The sequence below is a fragment of the Streptomyces sp. AHA2 genome (assembly GCF_036857595.1).
GTDB lineage: Bacteria > Actinomycetota > Actinomycetes > Streptomycetales > Streptomycetaceae > Streptomyces.
Genome location: NZ_JAUQWJ010000003.1, coordinates 251,165 through 269,425, shown reverse-complemented (window position 1 = coordinate 269,425; position 18,261 = coordinate 251,165). Strand labels below are relative to the sequence as shown.

Below are 18,261 nucleotides of genomic sequence, written 5' to 3'. Positions count from 1 at the left end.
CCGACGGGCGAGGTGCGCATGAGTCTGTCACTGCGCTTCGCCGCCGGATCGCACAAGGGCATGATCCGGGAGGGCAACGAGGACTCCGGGTACGCCGGCCCGCGCCTGCTCGCCATCGCCGACGGCATGGGCGGCGCCGCCGCCGGTGAGGTCGCCTCGTCCGAGGCCATCTCCACCATCGTCGCCCTCGACGACGACGTCCCCGGCTCCGACGTGCTCACCTCGCTCGGCACGGCGGTGCAGCGCGCCAACGACCAGCTGCGCTCCATGGTCGAGGACGATCCGCAGCTGGAGGGCATGGGCACGACCCTGACCGCCCTGCTGTGGACGGGCCAGCGCCTCGGCCTGGTCCACGTCGGCGACTCGCGCGCGTACCTGCTGCGCGACGGCGTGCTGACGCAGATCACCCAGGACCACACCTGGGTGCAGCGCCTGGTCGACGAGGGCCGCATCACCGAGGAGGAGGCCACCACGCACCCGCAGCGCTCGCTGCTGATGCGCGCGCTCGGCTCCGGTGACCACGTGGAGCCGGATCTGTCCATCCGCGAGGTGCGCGCCGGCGACCGCTACCTGATCTGCTCCGACGGCCTGTCGGGCGTGGTGTCCCACCAGACGCTGGAGGACACCCTCGCCAGCTACCAGGGCCCCCAGGAGACCGTCCAGAACCTGATCGAGCTGGCGCTGCGCGGCGGCGGCCCGGACAACATCACGGTCATCGTCGCCGACGTCCTGGACCTGGACACCGGTGACACCCTCGCCGGGCAGCTCTCCGACACCCCGGTGGTGGTCGGCGCCGTCGCGGAGAACCAGCACCAGCTGCACGACAACGGCATCATGCAGACCCCCGCCGGCCGCGCCTCCGGCCTCGGCCGCCAGGGCCGCGGACACGGCGGCGGAGGCGGCGAGTTCGGCCCGCCCGGCTCGGGCGACACCACCGGTTACATCCCCGCCGCCGGATTCGACTACGGCGACGGCGACTTCGACAAGCCCCGCAAGAAGGGCCACTGGCTCAAGAGGTCCTTCTACATCGCCCTGGCCCTCGCCGTCGTCGGCGGCGGCCTGTACGGCGGCTGGCGCTGGACGCAGACGCAGTACTACGTCGGTGCCGAGGACGAGCACGTCGCGCTGTACCGGGGCATCAGCCAGGATCTGGCCTGGGTGTCGCTGTCGAAGGTCGAGAAGGACCACCCCGAGATCGAACTCAAGTACCTGCCGCCCTACCAGCAGAAGCTGGTCAAGGCGACCATCGCCGAGGGCGACCTGAAGAAGGCCCGGGCGAAGATCCAGGAACTGTCGGTGCAGGCCTCCGCGTGCAAGAAGCAGGCGCAGCGGCGCGAAGCCGAGAGCCAGAAGAACGCCAAGACCGGTGAGGGCGAGGCCGGGGGCACCACGGGAACCACTCCCGCCTCCTTCGCGTCCAAGGCCACAGCCACACCGACGCCGAACCCGTCGAACCCGTCGGGTTCGCCGTCGGCGCCCTCGAAGTCCACGCCCCCGACCACGACCGCACCCACTCCCAGCCCCGGCCCCAGCCTCTCGGAGGAAGAGCAGAAGGTCGTCTCGCTGTGCGGTAAGCAGTAGGCAAGCCGTGAGAGGCCCCGTCACACGATGAGCAGCACGAATGCATCGCACTCGCCGACGCACCACACGTCCACGATCGGCGCGATCGGCGCCCCGAGCCGCCGCAACACCGAGCTGGCCCTGCTGGCGTTCGCCGTCGTCATCCCGGTGTTCGCCTACGCCAACGTCGGGTTGGCCATCAACGGCTCGGTGCCGCCCGGCCTGCTGAGCTACGGTCTCGGACTCGGCCTGCTCGCGGGCGTCGGCCACATCGTCGTACGGAAGTTCGCGCCGTACGCGGACCCGTTGATGCTGCCGCTGGCGACACTGCTCAACGGCATCGGACTCGTGGTCATCTGGCGGCTGGACCAGTCCAAGAAGCTCCAGGCGTCCAGCACGTTCGTCGAGGCGGCACCCCGTCAGCTGCTGTACTCCGCGATGGGCGTGGCCCTGCTGGTGGCGGTGCTGATCTTCCTCAAGGACCACCGCGTCCTGCAGCGCTACACGTACATCTCCATGGCCGGTGCGCTGGTCCTGCTGATCCTGCCGCTGGTGCCGGGACTCGGCGCGAACATCTACGGCGCCAAGATCTGGATCAAGATCCCCGGCCTCGGCACGCTGCAGCCCGGTGAGTTCGCGAAGATCGTCCTCGCGGTCTTCTTCGCCGGCTATCTCATGGTCAAGAGAGACGCCCTGGCGCTGGCCAGCCGCCGCTTCATGGGGCTGTACCTGCCGCGCGGCCGGGACCTCGGCCCGATCCTCGTCGTGTGGGTGCTCTCGATCCTCATCCTGGTCTTCGAGACCGACCTCGGCACCTCGCTGCTGTTCTTCGGCATGTTCGTGATCATGCTGTACGTCGCCACCGAGCGGACCAGCTGGATCGTCTTCGGTCTGCTGATGTCGGCGGTCGGCGCGGTCAGCGTGGCGAGCTTCGAGCCGCACATCCAGACGCGTGTGCAGGCCTGGCTCGACCCGATGCGCGAGTTCGAGCTCTCCCGGGCCGGCGTCCAGGACGGCATCGTCCACTCCGAGCAGGCCATGCAGGCCCTGTGGGCCTTCGGTTCCGGCGGCACCCTGGGCACGGGCCTGGGCCAGGGCCACTCGGACCTCATCGGCTTCGCCGCCAACTCCGACTTCATCCTCGCCACCTTCGGCGAGGAGCTGGGCCTCGCCGGCGTCATGGCGATCCTGCTGCTGTACGGCCTGATCGTGGAGCGGGGCGTGCGCACCGCCCTCGCGGCCCGCGACCCCTTCGGCAAGCTGCTCGCGATCGGCCTGTCCGGAGCCTTCGCCCTGCAGGTCTTCGTCGTGGCCGGCGGTGTCATGGGCCTCATCCCGCTGACCGGTATGACGCTGCCCTTCGTGGCGTACGGCGGCTCCTCCGTGATCGCCAACTGGGCCCTGATCGGGATCCTGTTGCGCATCAGCGACACCGCCCGCCGCCCGGCCCCCGCCCCCGCCGCCAACCCCGACGCCGAGATGACCCAGGTGGTCCGCCCGTCATGAACAAGCCCCTGCGCCGGATCGCGATCTTCTGCGGCCTGCTGGTCCTGGCCCTGCTGATCCGCGACAACTGGATCCAGTACGTCCAGGCCGACGAGCTCAGGTCCGACAAGAACAACCGCCGCGTGACCATCGAGCGCTACGCCTCGCCGCGCGGCGACATCATCGTCGACGGCAAGCCGGTCACCGGCTCCGTGGAGGCGTCGGGCAGCGACTTCAAGTTCAAGCGGACCTACAAGAACGGCCCGATGTGGGCGCCGGTCACCGGCTACGCCTCCCAGGCCTTCGGCGCGACCCAGCTGGAGTCCCTCGAGGACGGCATCCTCACCGGCAACGACGACCGGCTGTTCTTCCGCAACACGCTGGACATGCTCACCGGTGAGAAGCAGCAGGGCGGCAACGTCGTCACGACGCTGAACACCGCCGCGCAGAAGGCCGCCTACAACGGGCTGAAGAAGCAGGGCGGCAAGGGCGCCGTCGTCGCCCTGGAGCCGTCCACGGGCAAGATCCTGGCCCTGGCGTCCTACCCGTCGTACGACCCGTCGTCCTTCGCCGGCAACTCCACGACGACGGACACCGAGGCCTGGCAGAAGCTGCAGAAGAAGAACAACCCGAACGACCCGATGCTCAACCGGGCGCTGCGCGAGACCTACCCGCCCGGCTCGACCTTCAAGGTGGTCACCGCGGCCGCGGCCCTGGAAGACGGGCTCTACACGAGCGCCGACGAGAAGACGGACTCGCCGGACCCCTGGGTCATGACGGGCACCACCACCAAGCTCCCCAACGAGGGCAACATCCCCTGCAAGAACGCGACGCTGCGCGTGGCCCTGCAGTACTCCTGCAACACCGTCTTCGGCAAGATCGGCGCCGACCTCGGCAACGAGAAGATGCTGAAGGAGGCCGAGGAGTTCGGCTTCGGCGAGGAGCAGTTCACGCCGGTCCGGGCCAACGCCTCGGTGTTCTCCGACGACATGAACCCCTCGCAGACGGCGCTGTCCTCCATCGGCCAGTTCAACACCGCCGCGACCCCGCTGCAGATGGCCATGGTCGCCTCGGCCGTCGCCAACGACGGCAAGCTGATGAAGCCGTACATGGTCGACGAGCTCCAGTCGCCCGGCCTCGACCCGATCGAGAAGACCGACCCGGAGGAGCTGAGCCAGCCGCTGTCGCCGGAGAACGCGCAGATCCTGCAGTCGATGATGGAGACGGTCGTCGAGAAGGGCACCGGCTCCAACGCCCGGATCCAGGGCGTCAAGGTGGGCGGCAAGACGGGTACCGCCCAGCACGGTGTCGACAACAGCGAGAACCCCTACGCGTGGTTCATCTCCTACGCCAAGGACGCCGACGGCAACGCGCCGGTCGCGGTGGCGGTCGTGGTCGAGGACGACAACGCGGTGCGCGACGACATCTCCGGCGGCGGCCTCGCGGCACCCATCGCGAGGAGCGTGATGGAGGCGGTCATCGACGGCAAGAAGTGACCCCGCTCACGTCTGCTTCACATCGGTGCACGTTGCGGTACCGGTCCGGTATCGGCTGACGGGCTTGGCCAGGTCACACAAAACGAGCCGGGTACGGTAGGCCCGGACGGCAGCCTCCGACCGCACACGCTTCCGGTCGGGACCGACGGAGAGGGCTGGTAGGTAGCTATGGAAGAGCCGCGTCGCCTCGGCGGCCGGTACGAACTGGGCCAGGTGCTCGGGCGTGGTGGCATGGCCGAGGTCTACCTCGCGCATGACACCCGCCTCGGCCGCACCGTGGCGGTGAAGACGCTGCGCGCGGACCTCGCGCGTGACCCTTCCTTCCAGGCCCGGTTCCGCCGGGAGGCCCAGTCGGCCGCCTCGCTCAACCATCCCGCGATCGTCGCGGTCTACGACACGGGCGAGGACTACATCGACAACGTGTCGATCCCGTACATCGTCATGGAGTACGTGGACGGCTCGACCCTCCGTGAGCTGCTGCACTCCGGCCGCAAGCTGCTGCCGGAGCGCGCCATGGAGATGACGATCGGCATCCTCCAGGGCCTGGAGTACGCCCACCGCAGCGGCATCGTGCACCGCGACATCAAGCCCGCGAACGTCATGCTGACGCGCAACGGCCAGGTCAAGGTGATGGACTTCGGCATCGCCCGCGCCATGGGCGACTCCGGCATGACGATGACGCAGACCGCCGCCGTCATCGGCACCGCCCAGTACCTCTCCCCGGAGCAGGCCAAGGGCGAGCAGGTGGACGCCCGCTCGGACCTGTACTCCACGGGCTGCCTGCTGTACGAGCTGCTCACCGTCCGCCCGCCCTTCGTCGGCGACTCCCCGGTCGCCGTCGCGTACCAGCACGTGCGGGAGGAGCCCCAGGCCCCGTCGGTCTTCGACCCCGAGATCACGCCCGAGATGGACGCGATCGTGCTGAAGGCCCTGACGAAGGACCCCGACTACCGCTACCAGTCGGCCGACGAGATGCGCGCCGACATCGAGGCCTGCCTGGACGGCCAGCCCGTCGCCGCGGCCGCGGCCATGGGCTCGGTCGGCTACGGCGGCTACCCCGACGACCAGCCGACGACGGCCCTGCGCTCGGACTCGGGCGCGGGCGCCACCTCGATGCTGCCCCCGATGAACCCGGACGACGGCGGCTACGGCTACGACGACCGACCCGACCGGCGCCGCGGCCAGCAGCGCAAGTCCAACACCTCGACGATCCTGCTCGTCGTGGCCGGCATCCTCGTCCTGGTCGGCGCGATCCTCATCGGGCGCTGGGCGTTCGGCGGTGACGGCGTGTCCAACGACACGGTCCCCGTCCCCAACCTGGTCGGACAGACGCTGGAGGACGCCAGGAGACTGGCCGGCAACAGCGAGCTCGAACTGACCACGACCAACAAGCCGTGCGAGAACGAGAGCAAGGGCAAGATCTGCTCACAGACCCCGGAGCCGCCGGCCGAGGTCAAGAAGAACACCACCATCGAGGTCGTCGTCTCGACCGGCGCCCCGAAGGTGAGCGTCCCCAGCGTCACCGGCCTGAGCATCGACGAGGCCAAGGACAAGCTGGAGGGCGACAAGTACCAGTTCGACGTCAAGACGGAGACCCGGACGTCCCCCGAGGACCCGGGCACCGTGCTGGAGCAGAACCCGACGACCGGCGAAGAGGTGGAGAAGGGTTCGACGATCACCCTCACCATCGCCAAGGCGGAGAAGAAGTCCACCGTCCCGGACGTGGTCGGCCAGAGCTGTGACGCGGCGAAGGCCCAGATGCAGGCCAACGACCTGGTCGGCAACTGCACCGAGCAGGAGACCGACGACCCCAACCAGGTCGGCAAGGTCATCTCCACCACCCCGCAGGCCAACCAGCAGGTCGACAAGAACTCGTCCGTGCAGATGGTGGTCGGCAAGGCCAAGCAGCAGCAGCAGAAAGTGAAGGTGCCCGAGGCGCGGCTGCGGCCCCTGGGCCAGGCCAAGCAGATCCTGCAGCAGCAGGGCTTCACCAACATCCAGGTGTCCGGGCCTCAGGACGACAACGCCATCGTCACCCAGCAGGACCCGCAGCCCGGCACCGAGGTCGACAACCCGGGCGGCCAGACGATCACGCTGACGACGGCCGGCGGCGGCGGCGGTGGCAACAACAACGGCGGCGGCGACAACGGCGGAGGCGGCATCTTCGGCGGCATCACCGGCCGCAACGAGGACGACTGACCGCCTCACCTCGCGGGTGAACGGCGAGCGCCCCGGCACTCCTCGAGTGCCGGGGCGCTTCGCTGTCGCGGTGCTTCTCCGCCGGGGCTCTGCACCTCCGCCGGGGCTCCCTCCGCCGGGGCTCTGCACCTCCGCCGGAGCGCTGGGCCCTCAGCTCACCGCAGTTCCTTCGGCGGGGTGCGCTCCTGGTCGACCTTCTCGACCCGCTCCAGCTCGCCCCACACGACGTACCGGTAGGTGCTCGTGTACACCGGCGTGCAGGTCGTCAGCGTGATGTAGCGGCCCGGCTTCTTCCTGCCGGACTCCTTGGGGACGGGCGAGAGGACCTGGACGTTGTACTTCGAGGTCTCGGGGAGGATGCCGTAGACCTTGTAGACGTACCACTTGTCCTTCGTCTCGAAGACGATGGGGTCGCCCTTCTCGATCTTGTCGATGTCGTGGAACCTGGCGCCGTGGCCGTCGCGGTGGGCGGCCAGCGAGAAGTTGCCGTTCTTGCCGGACATCGGCAGCGTCGCCTTGACGGGGTCCGTGTAGTAGCCGGCGACACCGTCGTTGAGGATCTTGTTCGAGGTGCCCTTCTCCACCAGCACCTCGCCCTTGGTCATCGTCGGCACGTGCAGGAAACCGATGCCGTTCTTCGTGTCGAGCACGCCGGGGCCGCCCCGGCCCTGGGCCCAGTCGTCCCGGACCTGGTCGGCCTGCTTGCCGGCCGCGCGGTCGGCGACCACGTTGGTCCACCACAGCGAGTAGACGACGAACAGGCCGAGAAGCAGGCCCGCGGTGATGAGGAGTTCGCCGAAGAGGCTGACCACCGTCCCGATCGGACCGGGACGGCGTCGCGCCGCGGGCGGCCGGGCCCCCCTGCCGGTGTGCTCTTCTGAACTCGTGTCGGTGGTCGCTGCCACTGGTCATCTGCCCTTAACTGACGAGCGCATCCGGCTTGCCCTTGCTGCGCGGCCGTTCCTCGACCATCTTGCCCCAGACGATCATCCGGTACTTGCTGGTGAACTCCGGGGTGCACGTGGTCAGCGTGATGTAGCGGCCGGGTTCGGTGAAGCCGGACCCCTCGGGGATCGGGTTCAGGACGCTCGTGTTGCTGGGCGAGGTCACCGGCAGGATCGAGGCCATCTTGTAGACGTAGTAGTCGTCCTGCGTCTCCACGACGATCGGATCGCCCGGAGAGAGCTTGTTGATGTAGCGGAACGGCTCGCCGTGCGTGTTGCGGTGGCCCGCGAGCCCGAAGTTCCCGGTCCTGTCGCCGGGCATCGCGGTCTTGAGCGCACCCTCCGCGTAGTGGCCGACCATGCCCCGGTCCAGGACGCCCTTGCTGCTGGTGCCCTCGGCGATCGGCACGACCACGTCCAGCTTGGGGATGTGCAGCAGGGCGAACCCCTGCCCCGGCTCGAAGGTGCCCGGATTGCGCTTGCCGCTCGCCCAGTCGTTCTGGAGGCTGCTGGCCTCCTTGCCGGCCTGTGCGTGCGCCCGGACGTTCGTCCACCACAGCTGGTAGGTGACGAACAGCAGCATCAGCACGCCGGTGGTGATGAACACCTCGCCGATGGCCCGGCTGGCCACGACCGCGGCACCCGGCTTGCGCGCCCGCGCCTGCCGCCGCGCCTCCACGCGGGACAGCGGCGCCCGCGCCTCGTCCCGGGCCGCCTGCCCGCTCCCCCGTGCCGCCCTCCGGCCCGACGGACTTCCGGCGGCGTCACCGTGGCGTCCGTGGCGGCGCTTGGCGGCCTTCCTGCGGGCCGCGCGGCCGCCGGAGGCGGATCCGGTCCCCCGGGCCTCGCCGGTGCCCTCAGAGCCCGCTGTGAAGTCCTCCGCGGGCGGCGGATCCGGCATCCGCAGCGCCACGGTCTCCTCGTCGATCACGGGCTGCGGCTGGTACTCCTGCGGCACCGGTTGTTCGTACGACGCCGGACCCGGCTGCCGCGCCCCGGGCGGGAACGGCCCGCGTCCCGGCCCCGGCGGGTACGGCTGCGGCCCCGCCTGCGGACCACTCGCGTACGCCCCCCGCCCCGGCCGCTCCTCGAACGCGCCCGGCGCCCCGTACGACTGCTGCCCGTACGAGGTGTCGGACTCGCGCTCGGGGCGCAGGGCGGTCACGCCGAGGCCCTGCCCACCACCGGGGCGAGCCCGGCCGACCTCGCCACCGCGTCCTCGTCCCCGCACTCCGCCAGCCAGTTGGCCAGCATCCGGTGCCCGTGCTCGGTCAGCACCGACTCAGGATGGAACTGCACGCCCTCGACCGGCAGTTCACGGTGCCGCAGCCCCATGACGATGCCGTCCTGCGTCCGGGCGGTGACCTCCAGCTCGGCCGGCACCGTGGCCGGCTCGGCGGCCAGCGAGTGGTAGCGCGTCGCCGTGAAGGGCGTGGGCAGGCCGGCGAAGACCCCGTCGCCGGCGTGCTCGACCAGGGAGGTCTTGCCGTGCAGCAACTCGGGCGCCCGGTCGACCACGCCGCCGTAGGCCACCTGCATCGACTGCATGCCGAGGCACACGCCGAAGACCGGGACGCCCGTCGCGGCACAGTGCCGGACCATGTCGACGCAGACGCCGGCCTGATCCGGGGTGCCGGGCCCGGGGGAGAGCAGCACACCGTCGAAGCCGTCCTGGGCGTGTGCCGTGGAGACCTCGTCGTTGCGCAGGACCTCGCACTCGGCACCCAGTTGGTACAGGTACTGGACCAGGTTGAAGACGAAGCTGTCGTAGTTGTCCACGACCAGAATGCGCGCGCTCACTGGTTGTCCACCGTCACATCGTTGAAGGGAAGCAGCGGCTCCGCCCACGGGAAGACGTACTGGAAGAGGACGTAGACCACGGCCACGACCAGGACGAGTGAGATCAACGCCTTCACCCACGCGTTCCCCGGCAGATGCCGCCAGATCCAGCCGTACATGCCGTCCCTTCCGTCGTACCACGGCACCAGACCCACGCCGTACAGCAACCAGACTAACGGCGCGGCGCCTCTGGTTTCCCGGCCTCCACAGGGCGGGTGGAGTCCGGGTGCGCCCGGGTGATCAGCCGGTGGCCGTGCCCCACTCCGGTTCGCGGGTGGTCGGCGTGAGGTACCGGCCCGGACGCGTGTACCCGGATGTACGGGGGACAGCGTCGATCACCTCGATGCCGGAGGGCACTGTTTCGTACGGGCCTTCGCCGATCCGATCCGTGCACCGGCTCGTGCCGTCGGTCAGCGGCTGCCCGAGCCGGGTGGTCCCGGCGGGGTGGCCGGGCCCTTCTCCAGGGTCGCGGTGGCGCCTCGCTTACTGCTCCACAGGCTTCGCGTAGTGCAGGTCCACGGTGCCCGAGTAGCCGGGCAGCGTCACCGGGCCGTTCTCCTCGACCTTCCAGCCGAGTCCGTAGACGTTGACGTAGACCATGTAGTTCTGGATGGCGGGCGCCCGGGCCAGCGCCTTCTTCAGGCGCTCGGTGTCACCGACCGCCGTGATCTTGTACGGCGGTGAGTAGACGCGGCCCTGGAGGATCAGGGTGTTGCCGACGCAGCGGACGGCGCTGGTGGAGATCAGCCGCTGGTCCATGACCTTGATGCCCTTGGCTCCGCCCTGCCACAACGCGTTCACCACGGCCTGGAGGTCCTGCTGGTGGATGACCAGGTAGTCGGGCTGCGGCTCGGGGTAGCCGGGCAGCTTGGCGGTGGCGTCCGGCGGGGCGTCGTCGAGCGTGACCGTGAGCCCTTGGCCCTTGAGCTCCTGCGTCCCCGCCCGCTTCTCCAGGGCCGCGAGCCTGGCGTCCTCCGCGCGCGTGCTGCCGTCGTCCCGTTCGGCGAGGGCCTCTATGTCCTTGCGCAGGGTTCCGTTGCTCTCGTCGAGCTCGCCGTTCGCCCGGCTGCGTTCGTGGATGAGGTCGGACAGCTTCAGCAGCGAGGTGTCCGTGCGGATGTTGGTGCCCTTGGCGGTGTTGAAGCTGGTGAAGAAGATGAGTCCGGCGAGAGCGAAGACGGCCGCCGTGAGGATCCGCACCGGCCGGAAACGACGTTCGCGCTCGGGGGTGGATCCCGTCCCGGGGGAGTCGGCAGAATTGCTCAACGTACCCTTATCTCCTTCGGCGCGGCGGAAGCACTACGCTAACGGACGCCCCGGGGGAGCCGTCGGAGTCCCCTCCCGCTGCCCCGAGACCGACCCAGTTACCTGCGCGGCCACGCAGCGCATCGACAGGAGAGACCCTCGTGCCGAAGTCACGTATCCGCAAGAAGGCCGACTACACGCCGCCGCCTGCGAAGCAGACGACCGCGATCAAGCTGACCAACCGTGCCTGGGTCGCGCCCGTCATGCTGGCCATGTTCCTCATCGGCCTGGCCTGGATCGTGGTCTTCTACGTCACCGACGGCACGCTGCCCATCGACTCCCTGGGCAACTGGAACATCGTGGTGGGCTTCGGTTTCATCGCCGCCGGATTCGGTGTCTCGACGCAGTGGAAGTAGCGGTCACCGGCCGGTGAACTCAGCTCTGCCCAGGGCTGTTCACCGAGTTATCCACAGCGGTTTTCCACAGGTGGAAAAGAAACGACGATCTGTGGATAACTTGCTGAGTGTTGACGCCGGTATGACGGAAGTACCACGACTCGAAAGTACGTTCGCCCCCTGTCTGACCTGCGGCGACGCAGAGAGGTGACAGGGGGCACGTATGTTCCCGCACCGTGTGCACAGGATCCGCCACCCGCTGTGGACAACGCCTGCTCAGGCGAGCTGTGCGGTCCTGAGCACGGTCAGCAGGACGACGACGCCGAGCATCAGGGCGCAGGTGCCGTACTGCACGAGGGCGCGGTGCTCGCGCGGGGCGTGGACCATGCCGTATCCCACGACGACACCGGCGACGAGGCCTCCGATGTGGGCCTGCCAGGAGATGTTGAAGCCCGGGCTGAACGTGAAGATCAGGTTGATCGCCAGCAGCGCGACGATGGGCCGCATGTCGTAGTTCAGCCGGCGCATCAGCACGGCCGTGGCACCGAACAGCCCGAAGATCGCGCCGGAGGCGCCGAGCGTCGCCGTGTTGGGCGCGGCCAGCAGATAGGCCAGGGCACTGCCCGCGAGTCCCGAGACGAAGTAGAGGGCGAGGTAGCGCGCCCGGCCGAGAGCCGCTTCGAGCGGGCCGCCGAGCCACCACAGGCTGAGCATGTTGAACGCGATGTGCCAGATCTCCTGGTGGGTGAACATCGAGGTCACCATGCGGTACCACTCGCCCCCCGCGACGCCCTCCGTGGGCGTGAAGGGGGCGGGGGGCCAGGCGCCGAGCAGGACGAGGTCGCTCAGCAGTGATTCGCGGACCTGGACGGCGATGAAGACGGCCACATTGATCCCGATGAGGATCTTGGTGATCAGCCGGGGGTCGGCCGTGAGGGCACCGCCGGCGATCGTCCGGGGCAGGGCGGCCGAGGGCGCGTGCCCGGTGCCGGAGCCGGTGCGCACGCATTCGGGGCACTGGAAACCGACCGAGGCGTTGACCATGCACTCGGGGCAGATCGGGCGCTCGCAGCGGGTGCAGCGGATGCCGGTCTCGCGGTCCGGGTGGCGGTAGCACAGGGGGACGCTGTGGGCGTCCTGCGGGCTGCCCGCAGCCTGGTCGTCCATGGGATCCCCTCGGTCGTGGTGAAAAGGCCCGCCCTGCCCATCCTTACGGACGAGCAGGGCGATTGGTTCCCCGTGGGGGCCTCGGTACCCGGCTCAGCGGGTCTCGATGACGACCGACTCGATGACCACGTCGTTCAGCGGGCGGTCGGTGCGCGGGTTCGTCTGGATCGTGGCGATGGTGTCCACGACCTTCTGGCTGGCCGCGTCCGTGACCTCGCCGAAGATGGTGTGCTTGCGGTTCAGCCACGCCGTCGGGGAGACGGTGATGAAGAACTGCGAGCCGTTGGTGCCCGGACCGGCGTTGGCCATCGCCAGCAGGTAGGGCTTGTCGAAGCGCAGGTCCGGGTGGAACTCGTCCTCGAACTGGTAGCCGGGACCGCCGGTGCCGTTGCCCAGCGGGTCACCGCCCTGGATCATGAAACCGCTGATCACCCGGTGGAAGACCGTGCCGTCGTAGAGCTTGTCCGTGGTCTTCTGACCCGTCTCCGGGTTCGTCCACTCCCGCTCGCCCTGGGCGAGCTCGACGAAGTTCTTGACCGTCTTGGGGGCGTGGTTCGGCAGCAGCCGGACCTCGATGTCGCCGTGGTTGGTCTTCAGGGTGGCGTAGAGCTGCTCAGCCACGATCTGCCTTCCGTTGTCTTTCTGTGACTCCCTGATCCTCGCATGGACGGGCCTCCACGTCGCCCGGCCTCGGTGCAGCGGGGGGAAACCCTCGGCGGGCGGCCGCAGAAATCCGGTCGAGTCCTTCCGGGTCGGGGGCGGACGGCGACGATCCGTGGCATTGTCGACGACAAGCTCCTGTTGCCCCTTATTCATCCGCTATTGCACGTGATCGGCGCTTGGTTGCCGGTTTCCGTGACCCGGATGCCCGTCCGCGCATGCCTGGTCGTGCACCGAGAGGCATGATCCGTAAAAGGGTGGAAAGTCGAAATACCGTACGCCACCGAGGAGGAGGAACCCGTGACCCGCATCGACAGCGTGCGCGCCGCGACCGGTTCGGCGAAGGAGAGCGTGCTGCACGCCGCGGAAGTGGTGGCGCCCTACGCCGACACGGCCAAGGACAGGGCCGCGCACTACGCACACGAGGCACGCGTACGGCTAGCGCCCAAGGTGACGCAGGCCGCAGGGCAGGCTCGCGTTCAGTACGGCACGCACGTACAGCCGTATCTGGAGCAGGCCCGCACGCACGTGCCGCCGAAGGTCGACCAGGCCGCCCATGAGGCTGCAGTCCGCACACGCAAGGCCGCCCGTCAGGCGGCGGAGTACTCCCGGCCGAGGATCGAGCAGGCCATGGCCGCGGCCGGGCCCGTCACGACCGAGGCCGCGGCGCGGAGTGCGGCTGTCATGGCCGCGCTGCGTGGGCAGGTCTCGTCGAAGGAGATCCAGAAGCTCGTCCGCAAGCAGCAGCGGCGGGCCAGGGCCGGCAAGGCCATGAAGACGCTGGTGATTCTGGGTGCCGTCGCGGGCGGTGCCTTCGCCGCGTGGAAGTGGTGGGACAAGCAGGCCAACCCGGACTGGCTGGTCGAGCCGCCCGCGGCGACGGAGGTCCCCGAAGCGGGACGTCTGTCCTCCGTGGACGGTACGGGCGAGTCGGTCCTGGACCCGGAGGTCGAGGCCAAGCAGGCCGAGGAAGAGGCCGCCCAGCGCGACGACCGTTCCTGACGGCCCCGGAGCCAACAGCGCGGCGGGCCCGGAGACTTGTGGTCTCCGGGCCCGCCGCGCTGTTTCACGTGAAACACCCGTCCGCATGGCGTGCGGCGGCCAGGAAAAAGGCCCCCCGAACCTGCGTTTCCGCAGCTCGGGGGACCTTTCCGGTGTGGAGCCTAGGGGAGTCGAACCCCTGACATCTGCCATGCAAAGACAGCGCTCTACCAACTGAGCTAAGGCCCCGGAAGGAGACGTCCGACGGGGAAACCGCGTCCCGGCGGGCGTCGGAGACCAGAGTACCGGGTCACCCCCGTGGTTCCGCAAAAAGATTGGGGGTCCCCGTCGACGACCACTCTCCGTAAGATGCTCGGCGTGGTTCGCTACCGCGAACCGCCGTACTTGGGGAAGCGATGGGGAGACGCAATGGACGCCGCACAGCAGGAAGCCACCGCAAGAGCGCGGGAACTGCAGCGGAACTGGTACGGGGAGCCGCTGGGGGCGCTCTTCCGCAGGCTCATCGACGATCTCGGGCTCAACCAGGCTCGTCTGGCGGGGGTGCTGGGACTGTCCGCGCCGATGCTGTCCCAGTTGATGAGCGGTCAGCGGGCGAAGATCGGCAATCCGGCCGTGGTGCAGCGGGTGCAGCTGCTGCAGGACCTGGCGGGGCAGGTCGCGGACGGCAGCGTCAGCGCCGCCGAGGCCACCGAGCGCATGGAGGAGATCAAGAAGTCGCAGGGGGGCTCCGTGCTCAGCAACACCACGCAGACGACGAGCAGTTCGGGAGCGCCCACCGTCAAACGCGTCGTCCGTGAGATCCAGTCGCTGCTGCGCTCCGTCGCGGCCGCCGGCGACATCATCGACGCCGCCGAGACCCTCGCCCCCACCCATCCGGAGCTGGCAGAGTTCCTCCGGGTCTACGGTGCCGGCCGCACCTCGGACGCCGTCGCGCACTACCAGTCCCACCAGAACTGAACCCACGCCCGCCGCCGAAGGGGGTTCGGCCGCGGGCTGTGAGTGAAGTGACGGGGGATGCGCCACGGGGACCGCTTCTCAGCAAGCCCGGGGGAGTCGCAGGGCCCGCCGCGGGGGAGGCAACGGGGGTAGCCACTGGGGGAGGAGCGACGTACAGCCATGGGTGAGGTCTTCGCCGGCCGGTACGAACTGGTCGACCCGATCGGACGCGGAGGGGTCGGCGCCGTCTGGCGCGCCTGGGACCACCGCCGCCGCCGTTACGTGGCCGCCAAGGTCCTGCTGCAGAGCGACGCCCACTCCCTGCTCCGGTTCGTCCGCGAACAGGCCCTGCGGATCGACCACCCCCATGTCCTCGCCCCCACCAGCTGGGCGGCCGACGACGACAAGGTCCTGTTCACCATGGACCTGGTCGCGGGCGGCTCCCTCGTCCACCTCGTCGGGGACTACGGCCCGCTACCGCCGTCGTTCGTCTGCACCCTGCTCGACCAGCTGCTCGCGGGGCTGGCCGCCGTGCACGCGGAGGGTGTCGTGCACCGTGACGTCAAGCCCGCCAACGTGCTGCTGGAGGCCACCGGCACGGGCCGGCCGCGTCTGCGCCTGTCCGACTTCGGCATCGCCATGCGGTTGGGCGAGCCCCGCCTGACGGAGACCAACCTCGTGGTGGGCACGCCGGGTTACCTGGCGCCGGAGCAGCTGATGGGAGCCGAGCCGGACTTCCCGGCCGACCTGTTCGCCGTGGGGCTGGTCGCCCTGTACCTGCTGGAGGGCGCCAAGCCGGACAGCAAGGCGCTGATCCAGTACTTCGCCGAGCACGGCACGCCAGGTGCGCCCAAGGGCATCCCCGAGCCGCTCTGGCAGGTCGTGGCCACCCTGCTCCAGCCGGACCCCGAGGCGCGGTTCCGCACGGCCACGGGTGCGCGCAAGGCCCTCGTGGCCGCGGCGGAGCTGCTCCCCGAGCCGGGCCCGGACGACGAGCTGATCGAGATCTTCGACCAACTCGGCCCGCTCCCCCAGGGCTTCGCCGCGGAGGGCCCGCTGCGGCGGGCTAAGGGGCTCGGACCCGTGGGGGTGCCGTCCGGCCGACCGGAGACGGACGGCGAGGAAGCCGGCCGGGGAGCCGGACCGGGCGGCGAGGCGCCCGGCCCCGGCGCAGGAATGACGGACAGCGTCCCTTCGGGACGGGCGACCGATTCGACGACATCGGGAGAGAAGAAGCCCCAGCCCCAGGCCGCCCCCGCAACGAGCCACAGCCCCCACCCCTCGTCCGATCCCGCAGCGGACCACAGCTCACGCCTGTCGGCCGACCCCGCCACAGGCCACAGCCACCGCCCGTCATCGCCCGACCCCGCACCAGGCCACAGCGCACACCACCTACCGGCCGACCCCGCGACAGGCCACAGCACACCCCGGCCGGCCGACCCTGCGCTTGCCGACGGACCGCCCGAGCCGTACGAGCCCTCGCAGCCCAGCGCCCGCCCCCTCACCCCCAGCACCCCCGTGAATCCCGTCATTCCCACCGCCCCGCCGGACCTCTCGGGCACCTCCTGGCACACGTCGGCGGCACAGCAGCCTGTGTCCTCCGACCCGGGCCACCGCACGGGTGAGGCGGCCGGCCCGGCCCCGGGGCCCTCCATGTCGGACACCGGCAGCTTCCACCTGCCGCCCCCGCAGGCCACCGGCACCTCCTCCCCCACCCCGGAACAGCACGCCGGGGCCCTCCCCCCGCAGAACCCGGTCTCCCCGCACGACCCCACGCACCCGCTGCCACCGGCGCAACCGCTCCCGTCGATGTACACGGCCCAGCCGTTGCCACCCGCGCAGCACTACCGCGCCGACCCGGTCACGGCCTCGTACACAGCGCAGAGCCCGCGGACCGCGCCACCCCCCGGCCAGCAGCCGGCACGGCACCGCGCGCGGCGCCCGGTCCGCCCCGGCCCGCCGGCCAAGGCGGTCGTCCCCCTGCTGCTCCTCGCGCTCGCCTGCTACGCCGTCGGCTTCTGGGCCCTGACCAGGATCTGACGGGGCTCCCGGGCGGCGCCCCTACGCAGTGGTCCGCCGACGGGCCAGCAGGGTCCAGACACCGAGCCCCACCAGCAGCGCGCTCCCGGTGCCGATGCCGCTCACCGCGACCACGCGCAGCGCGGTGTCGTCACCCCCCGGCTCTCCGGCGGCCGCCGCCTCCCTGTCCTCCTCCGAGACGTCGAAGACGCCCCCGGGGTCGGACTCCCCCGCGTAGTCGGGTCCGGCCTGGGCCGTCCCGCTCACCCGGACCCGCAGGGTCGCCGCGAACGGCCCGTCCCCGAAACCGTCGGCGACGCTCTCCGACAGATGGGCGACCAGGTAGTAGGAGCCCGCGAAGCGCACGGCGCCGGTCTGGGCGACGGGAGAGTTGCGGTTGGCGTGGTCCACGGGCGGCAGCGGCGGCAGGCTGCCGGACTTCTGGCCACCGTCGTAGCCGACGCCGATGCGGGCGACACGGCCGCGCGCGGGGTTGTAGAGGGTCACCTCCAGGGCGTCCGAGGCGTAGCCCGTGCCCCCGGACTCCGAGCTGCCGAGGTCGGCGGTGACGGAGAGCTGCTGACCCCAGTCGACCGGCACCGCGTAGAAGACCGTCTGCCCGGGACGCAGGTCGCCCCGCCAGACCCCTTCTTCCAGGGGAGTCGCCCCGGCGAACCCGGTACCACCCGCACGCTGCTCGGCGTCCCCCCGCAGTGGCTGCGGGGTTGCGGAGTCCCACACCTGGGGGGCACCGGTGGCACCGGCCTTCGCCGTCCGCGGCTCCGTCACCGCGAGGATCTCCAGCTCCCAGGTGTCCGGCGAGGAACCCTCGCCCTCGGGGTCGGCCCGCTCGACGGACACGTAGTACGCCCCGGCCTTGCGGCACAGGGGCTTGCCGGGGGAGATCTCGCGCATGCCCCAGGCCGCTATCGGGTGCGGGCTGCGGGCGGCGCCGAACGTCGTGGTGTCGACGGAGCAGGAGTTGCCCTCCGCGTCCTGGACGGCCACCTTGAGGCCGTCGATGACGGAGACGGAAGCGCCCGGGGGAGGAACGGCGGTGACCGAGACGTACGCGTTCGTGGTGGCGTCGAGGTCGAGGCGGTAGCTGATCCTGTCGCTGCTCGGCAGCGAGCTCCGGTAGGGCCGGCCGGGCGTCAGGGGGTCGGCGTCGGCGGTGCTGCGGGCCCCCTCGATGCCGGTGGCGTCCTCGGCGAACCCGTAGGGGCTCGGCGCCGCGGCCGTCCCGGGCGCCGCCGGCAGGGCCACCGCCCGTCCCGGTGCGACAGCGGCCGACAGCACCAGCGCCACCACCGC

Annotated in this window: 16 protein-coding genes, 1 tRNA gene and 1 pseudogene; 8 read left to right on the top strand and 10 right to left on the bottom strand. The window is 70.3% G+C overall.

From position 1 onward, the window contains the following. The first annotated feature begins 18 nt into the window (after nt 1–18). The 4 genes from Q5694_RS08535 (at nt 19) to pknB (ending at nt 6,740) form a co-directional block, all read left to right on the top strand. Entirely contained in the window at nt 19–1,581 is a 1,563-nt protein-coding gene (locus Q5694_RS08535) for a Stp1/IreP family PP2C-type Ser/Thr phosphatase (RefSeq protein ID WP_333932313.1), read from the top strand. Between the two features lie 27 nt (nt 1,582–1,608). Then, nucleotides 1,609–3,066 carry an FtsW/RodA/SpoVE family cell cycle protein gene (locus Q5694_RS08530; protein ID WP_333931877.1) on the top strand — a complete coding sequence of 486 codons (1,458 nt, stop codon included), beginning with the start codon at nt 1,609–1,611 and terminating at the stop codon, nt 3,064–3,066. Continuing rightward, nucleotides 3,063–4,541, top strand: coding sequence for a peptidoglycan D,D-transpeptidase FtsI family protein (locus tag Q5694_RS08525; RefSeq protein ID WP_333931876.1), 1,479 nt, complete (start codon nt 3,063–3,065; stop codon nt 4,539–4,541). Before Q5694_RS08530 ends, Q5694_RS08525 begins: the two co-directional genes overlap by 4 nt. A 168-nt stretch (nt 4,542–4,709) precedes the next feature. Continuing rightward, the gene (gene pknB, locus Q5694_RS08520) at nt 4,710–6,740 is read left to right on the top strand and encodes a Stk1 family PASTA domain-containing Ser/Thr kinase (RefSeq protein WP_333931875.1); all 2,031 of its coding nucleotides are present in this window, start codon (nt 4,710–4,712) and stop codon (nt 6,738–6,740) included. 155 nt (nt 6,741–6,895) lie between these two features. Here pknB and Q5694_RS08515 read toward each other — a convergent pair whose 3' ends face one another. The 6 genes and pseudogenes from Q5694_RS08515 to Q5694_RS08490 form a co-directional block, all read right to left on the bottom strand. Continuing rightward, nucleotides 6,896–7,645 carry a class E sortase gene (locus Q5694_RS08515; protein WP_333931873.1) on the bottom strand — a complete coding sequence of 250 codons (750 nt, stop codon included), beginning with the start codon at nt 7,643–7,645 and terminating at the stop codon, nt 6,896–6,898. Nucleotides 7,646–7,658: 13 nt separating this feature from the next. Continuing rightward, nucleotides 7,659–8,849: a class E sortase gene (locus Q5694_RS08510; protein WP_333931871.1), complete on the bottom strand. Its 1,191-nt coding sequence runs from the start codon at nt 8,847–8,849 to the stop codon at nt 7,659–7,661. Further along, nucleotides 8,846–9,484, bottom strand: a complete 639-nt coding sequence (locus Q5694_RS08505; protein WP_333931869.1) for an aminodeoxychorismate/anthranilate synthase component II — start codon at nt 9,482–9,484, stop codon at nt 8,846–8,848. Before Q5694_RS08505 ends, Q5694_RS08510 begins: the two co-directional genes overlap by 4 nt. Next, nucleotides 9,481–9,678, bottom strand: coding sequence for a hypothetical protein (locus Q5694_RS08500; RefSeq protein ID WP_333931867.1), 198 nt, complete (start codon nt 9,676–9,678; stop codon nt 9,481–9,483). Before Q5694_RS08500 ends, Q5694_RS08505 begins: the two co-directional genes overlap by 4 nt. 17 nt (nt 9,679–9,695) lie before the next feature. Next, nucleotides 9,696–9,937: pseudogene (locus tag Q5694_RS08495) on the bottom strand (class E sortase); the annotation flags it as partial. A 69-nt stretch (nt 9,938–10,006) separates the two neighbouring features. Beyond that, entirely contained in the window at nt 10,007–10,789 is a 783-nt protein-coding gene (locus tag Q5694_RS08490; protein WP_333931865.1) for a DUF881 domain-containing protein, read from the bottom strand. Nucleotides 10,790–10,929: 140 nt separating this feature from the next. On the opposite strand from Q5694_RS08490, the gene crgA reads away from it, so the two are divergent. Continuing rightward, nucleotides 10,930–11,184 (top strand): cell division protein CrgA, encoded by a 255-nt coding sequence (crgA, locus tag Q5694_RS08485; protein WP_333931863.1) that lies wholly within the window; start codon nt 10,930–10,932, stop codon nt 11,182–11,184. A gap of 255 nt (nt 11,185–11,439) precedes the next feature. On the opposite strand, the gene Q5694_RS08480 is transcribed toward crgA, so the two are convergent. Then, on the bottom strand, nt 11,440–12,330 hold the full coding sequence (locus Q5694_RS08480; RefSeq protein WP_333931861.1) for a rhomboid family intramembrane serine protease: 891 nt from the start codon (nt 12,328–12,330) through the stop codon (nt 11,440–11,442). Between the two features lie 93 nt (nt 12,331–12,423). Then, entirely contained in the window at nt 12,424–12,951 is a 528-nt protein-coding gene (locus Q5694_RS08475; RefSeq protein ID WP_333931860.1) for a peptidylprolyl isomerase, read from the bottom strand. Nucleotides 12,952–13,290: 339 nt separating this feature from the next. Between Q5694_RS08475 and Q5694_RS08470 the strand changes: the two genes are divergently transcribed. After that, nucleotides 13,291–13,992 carry a DUF5324 family protein gene (locus Q5694_RS08470; protein WP_333931859.1) on the top strand — a complete coding sequence of 234 codons (702 nt, stop codon included), beginning with the start codon at nt 13,291–13,293 and terminating at the stop codon, nt 13,990–13,992. Nucleotides 13,993–14,147: 155 nt separating this feature from the next. On the opposite strand, the gene Q5694_RS08465 is transcribed toward Q5694_RS08470, so the two are convergent. After that, nucleotides 14,148–14,220, bottom strand: a tRNA-Ala gene (locus tag Q5694_RS08465). Between the two features lie 180 nt (nt 14,221–14,400). Between Q5694_RS08465 and Q5694_RS08460 the strand changes: the two genes are divergently transcribed. Together Q5694_RS08460 and Q5694_RS08455 are read left to right on the top strand one after the other, a co-directional pair. Continuing rightward, nucleotides 14,401–14,949, top strand: a complete 549-nt coding sequence (locus Q5694_RS08460) for a helix-turn-helix domain-containing protein (RefSeq protein WP_243380052.1) — start codon at nt 14,401–14,403, stop codon at nt 14,947–14,949. Nucleotides 14,950–15,108: 159 nt separating this feature from the next. After that, complete coding sequence (locus tag Q5694_RS08455; protein ID WP_333931858.1) at nt 15,109–16,968, top strand: serine/threonine-protein kinase; 1,860 nt, start codon at nt 15,109–15,111, stop codon at nt 16,966–16,968. A 21-nt stretch (nt 16,969–16,989) separates the two neighbouring features. On the opposite strand, the gene Q5694_RS08450 is transcribed toward Q5694_RS08455, so the two are convergent. Next, a complete protein-coding gene (locus Q5694_RS08450; protein ID WP_333931857.1) occupies nt 16,990–18,258 on the bottom strand; it encodes a hypothetical protein in 1,269 nt (422 codons plus the stop codon). Nucleotides 18,259–18,261: the final 3 nt, after the last annotated feature.

Bases quoted from the DNA above. Each gene is read 5' to 3' on its own strand.
- Q5694_RS08530 (WP_333931877.1), top strand. From the start codon at position 1,609: ATGAGCAGCACGAATGCATCGCACTCGCCGACGCACCACACGTCCACG.
- Q5694_RS08460 (WP_243380052.1), top strand. From the start codon at position 14,401: ATGGACGCCGCACAGCAGGAAGCCACCGCAAGAGCGCGGGAACTGCAG.
- Q5694_RS08455 (WP_333931858.1), top strand. From the start codon at position 15,109: ATGGGTGAGGTCTTCGCCGGCCGGTACGAACTGGTCGACCCGATCGGA.
- Q5694_RS08480 (WP_333931861.1), bottom strand. From the start codon at position 12,330: ATGGACGACCAGGCTGCGGGCAGCCCGCAGGACGCCCACAGCGTCCCC.
- Q5694_RS08535 (WP_333932313.1), top strand. From the start codon at position 19: ATGAGTCTGTCACTGCGCTTCGCCGCCGGATCGCACAAGGGCATGATC.
- pknB (WP_333931875.1), top strand. From the start codon at position 4,710: ATGGAAGAGCCGCGTCGCCTCGGCGGCCGGTACGAACTGGGCCAGGTG.
- Q5694_RS08525 (WP_333931876.1), top strand. From the start codon at position 3,063: ATGAACAAGCCCCTGCGCCGGATCGCGATCTTCTGCGGCCTGCTGGTC.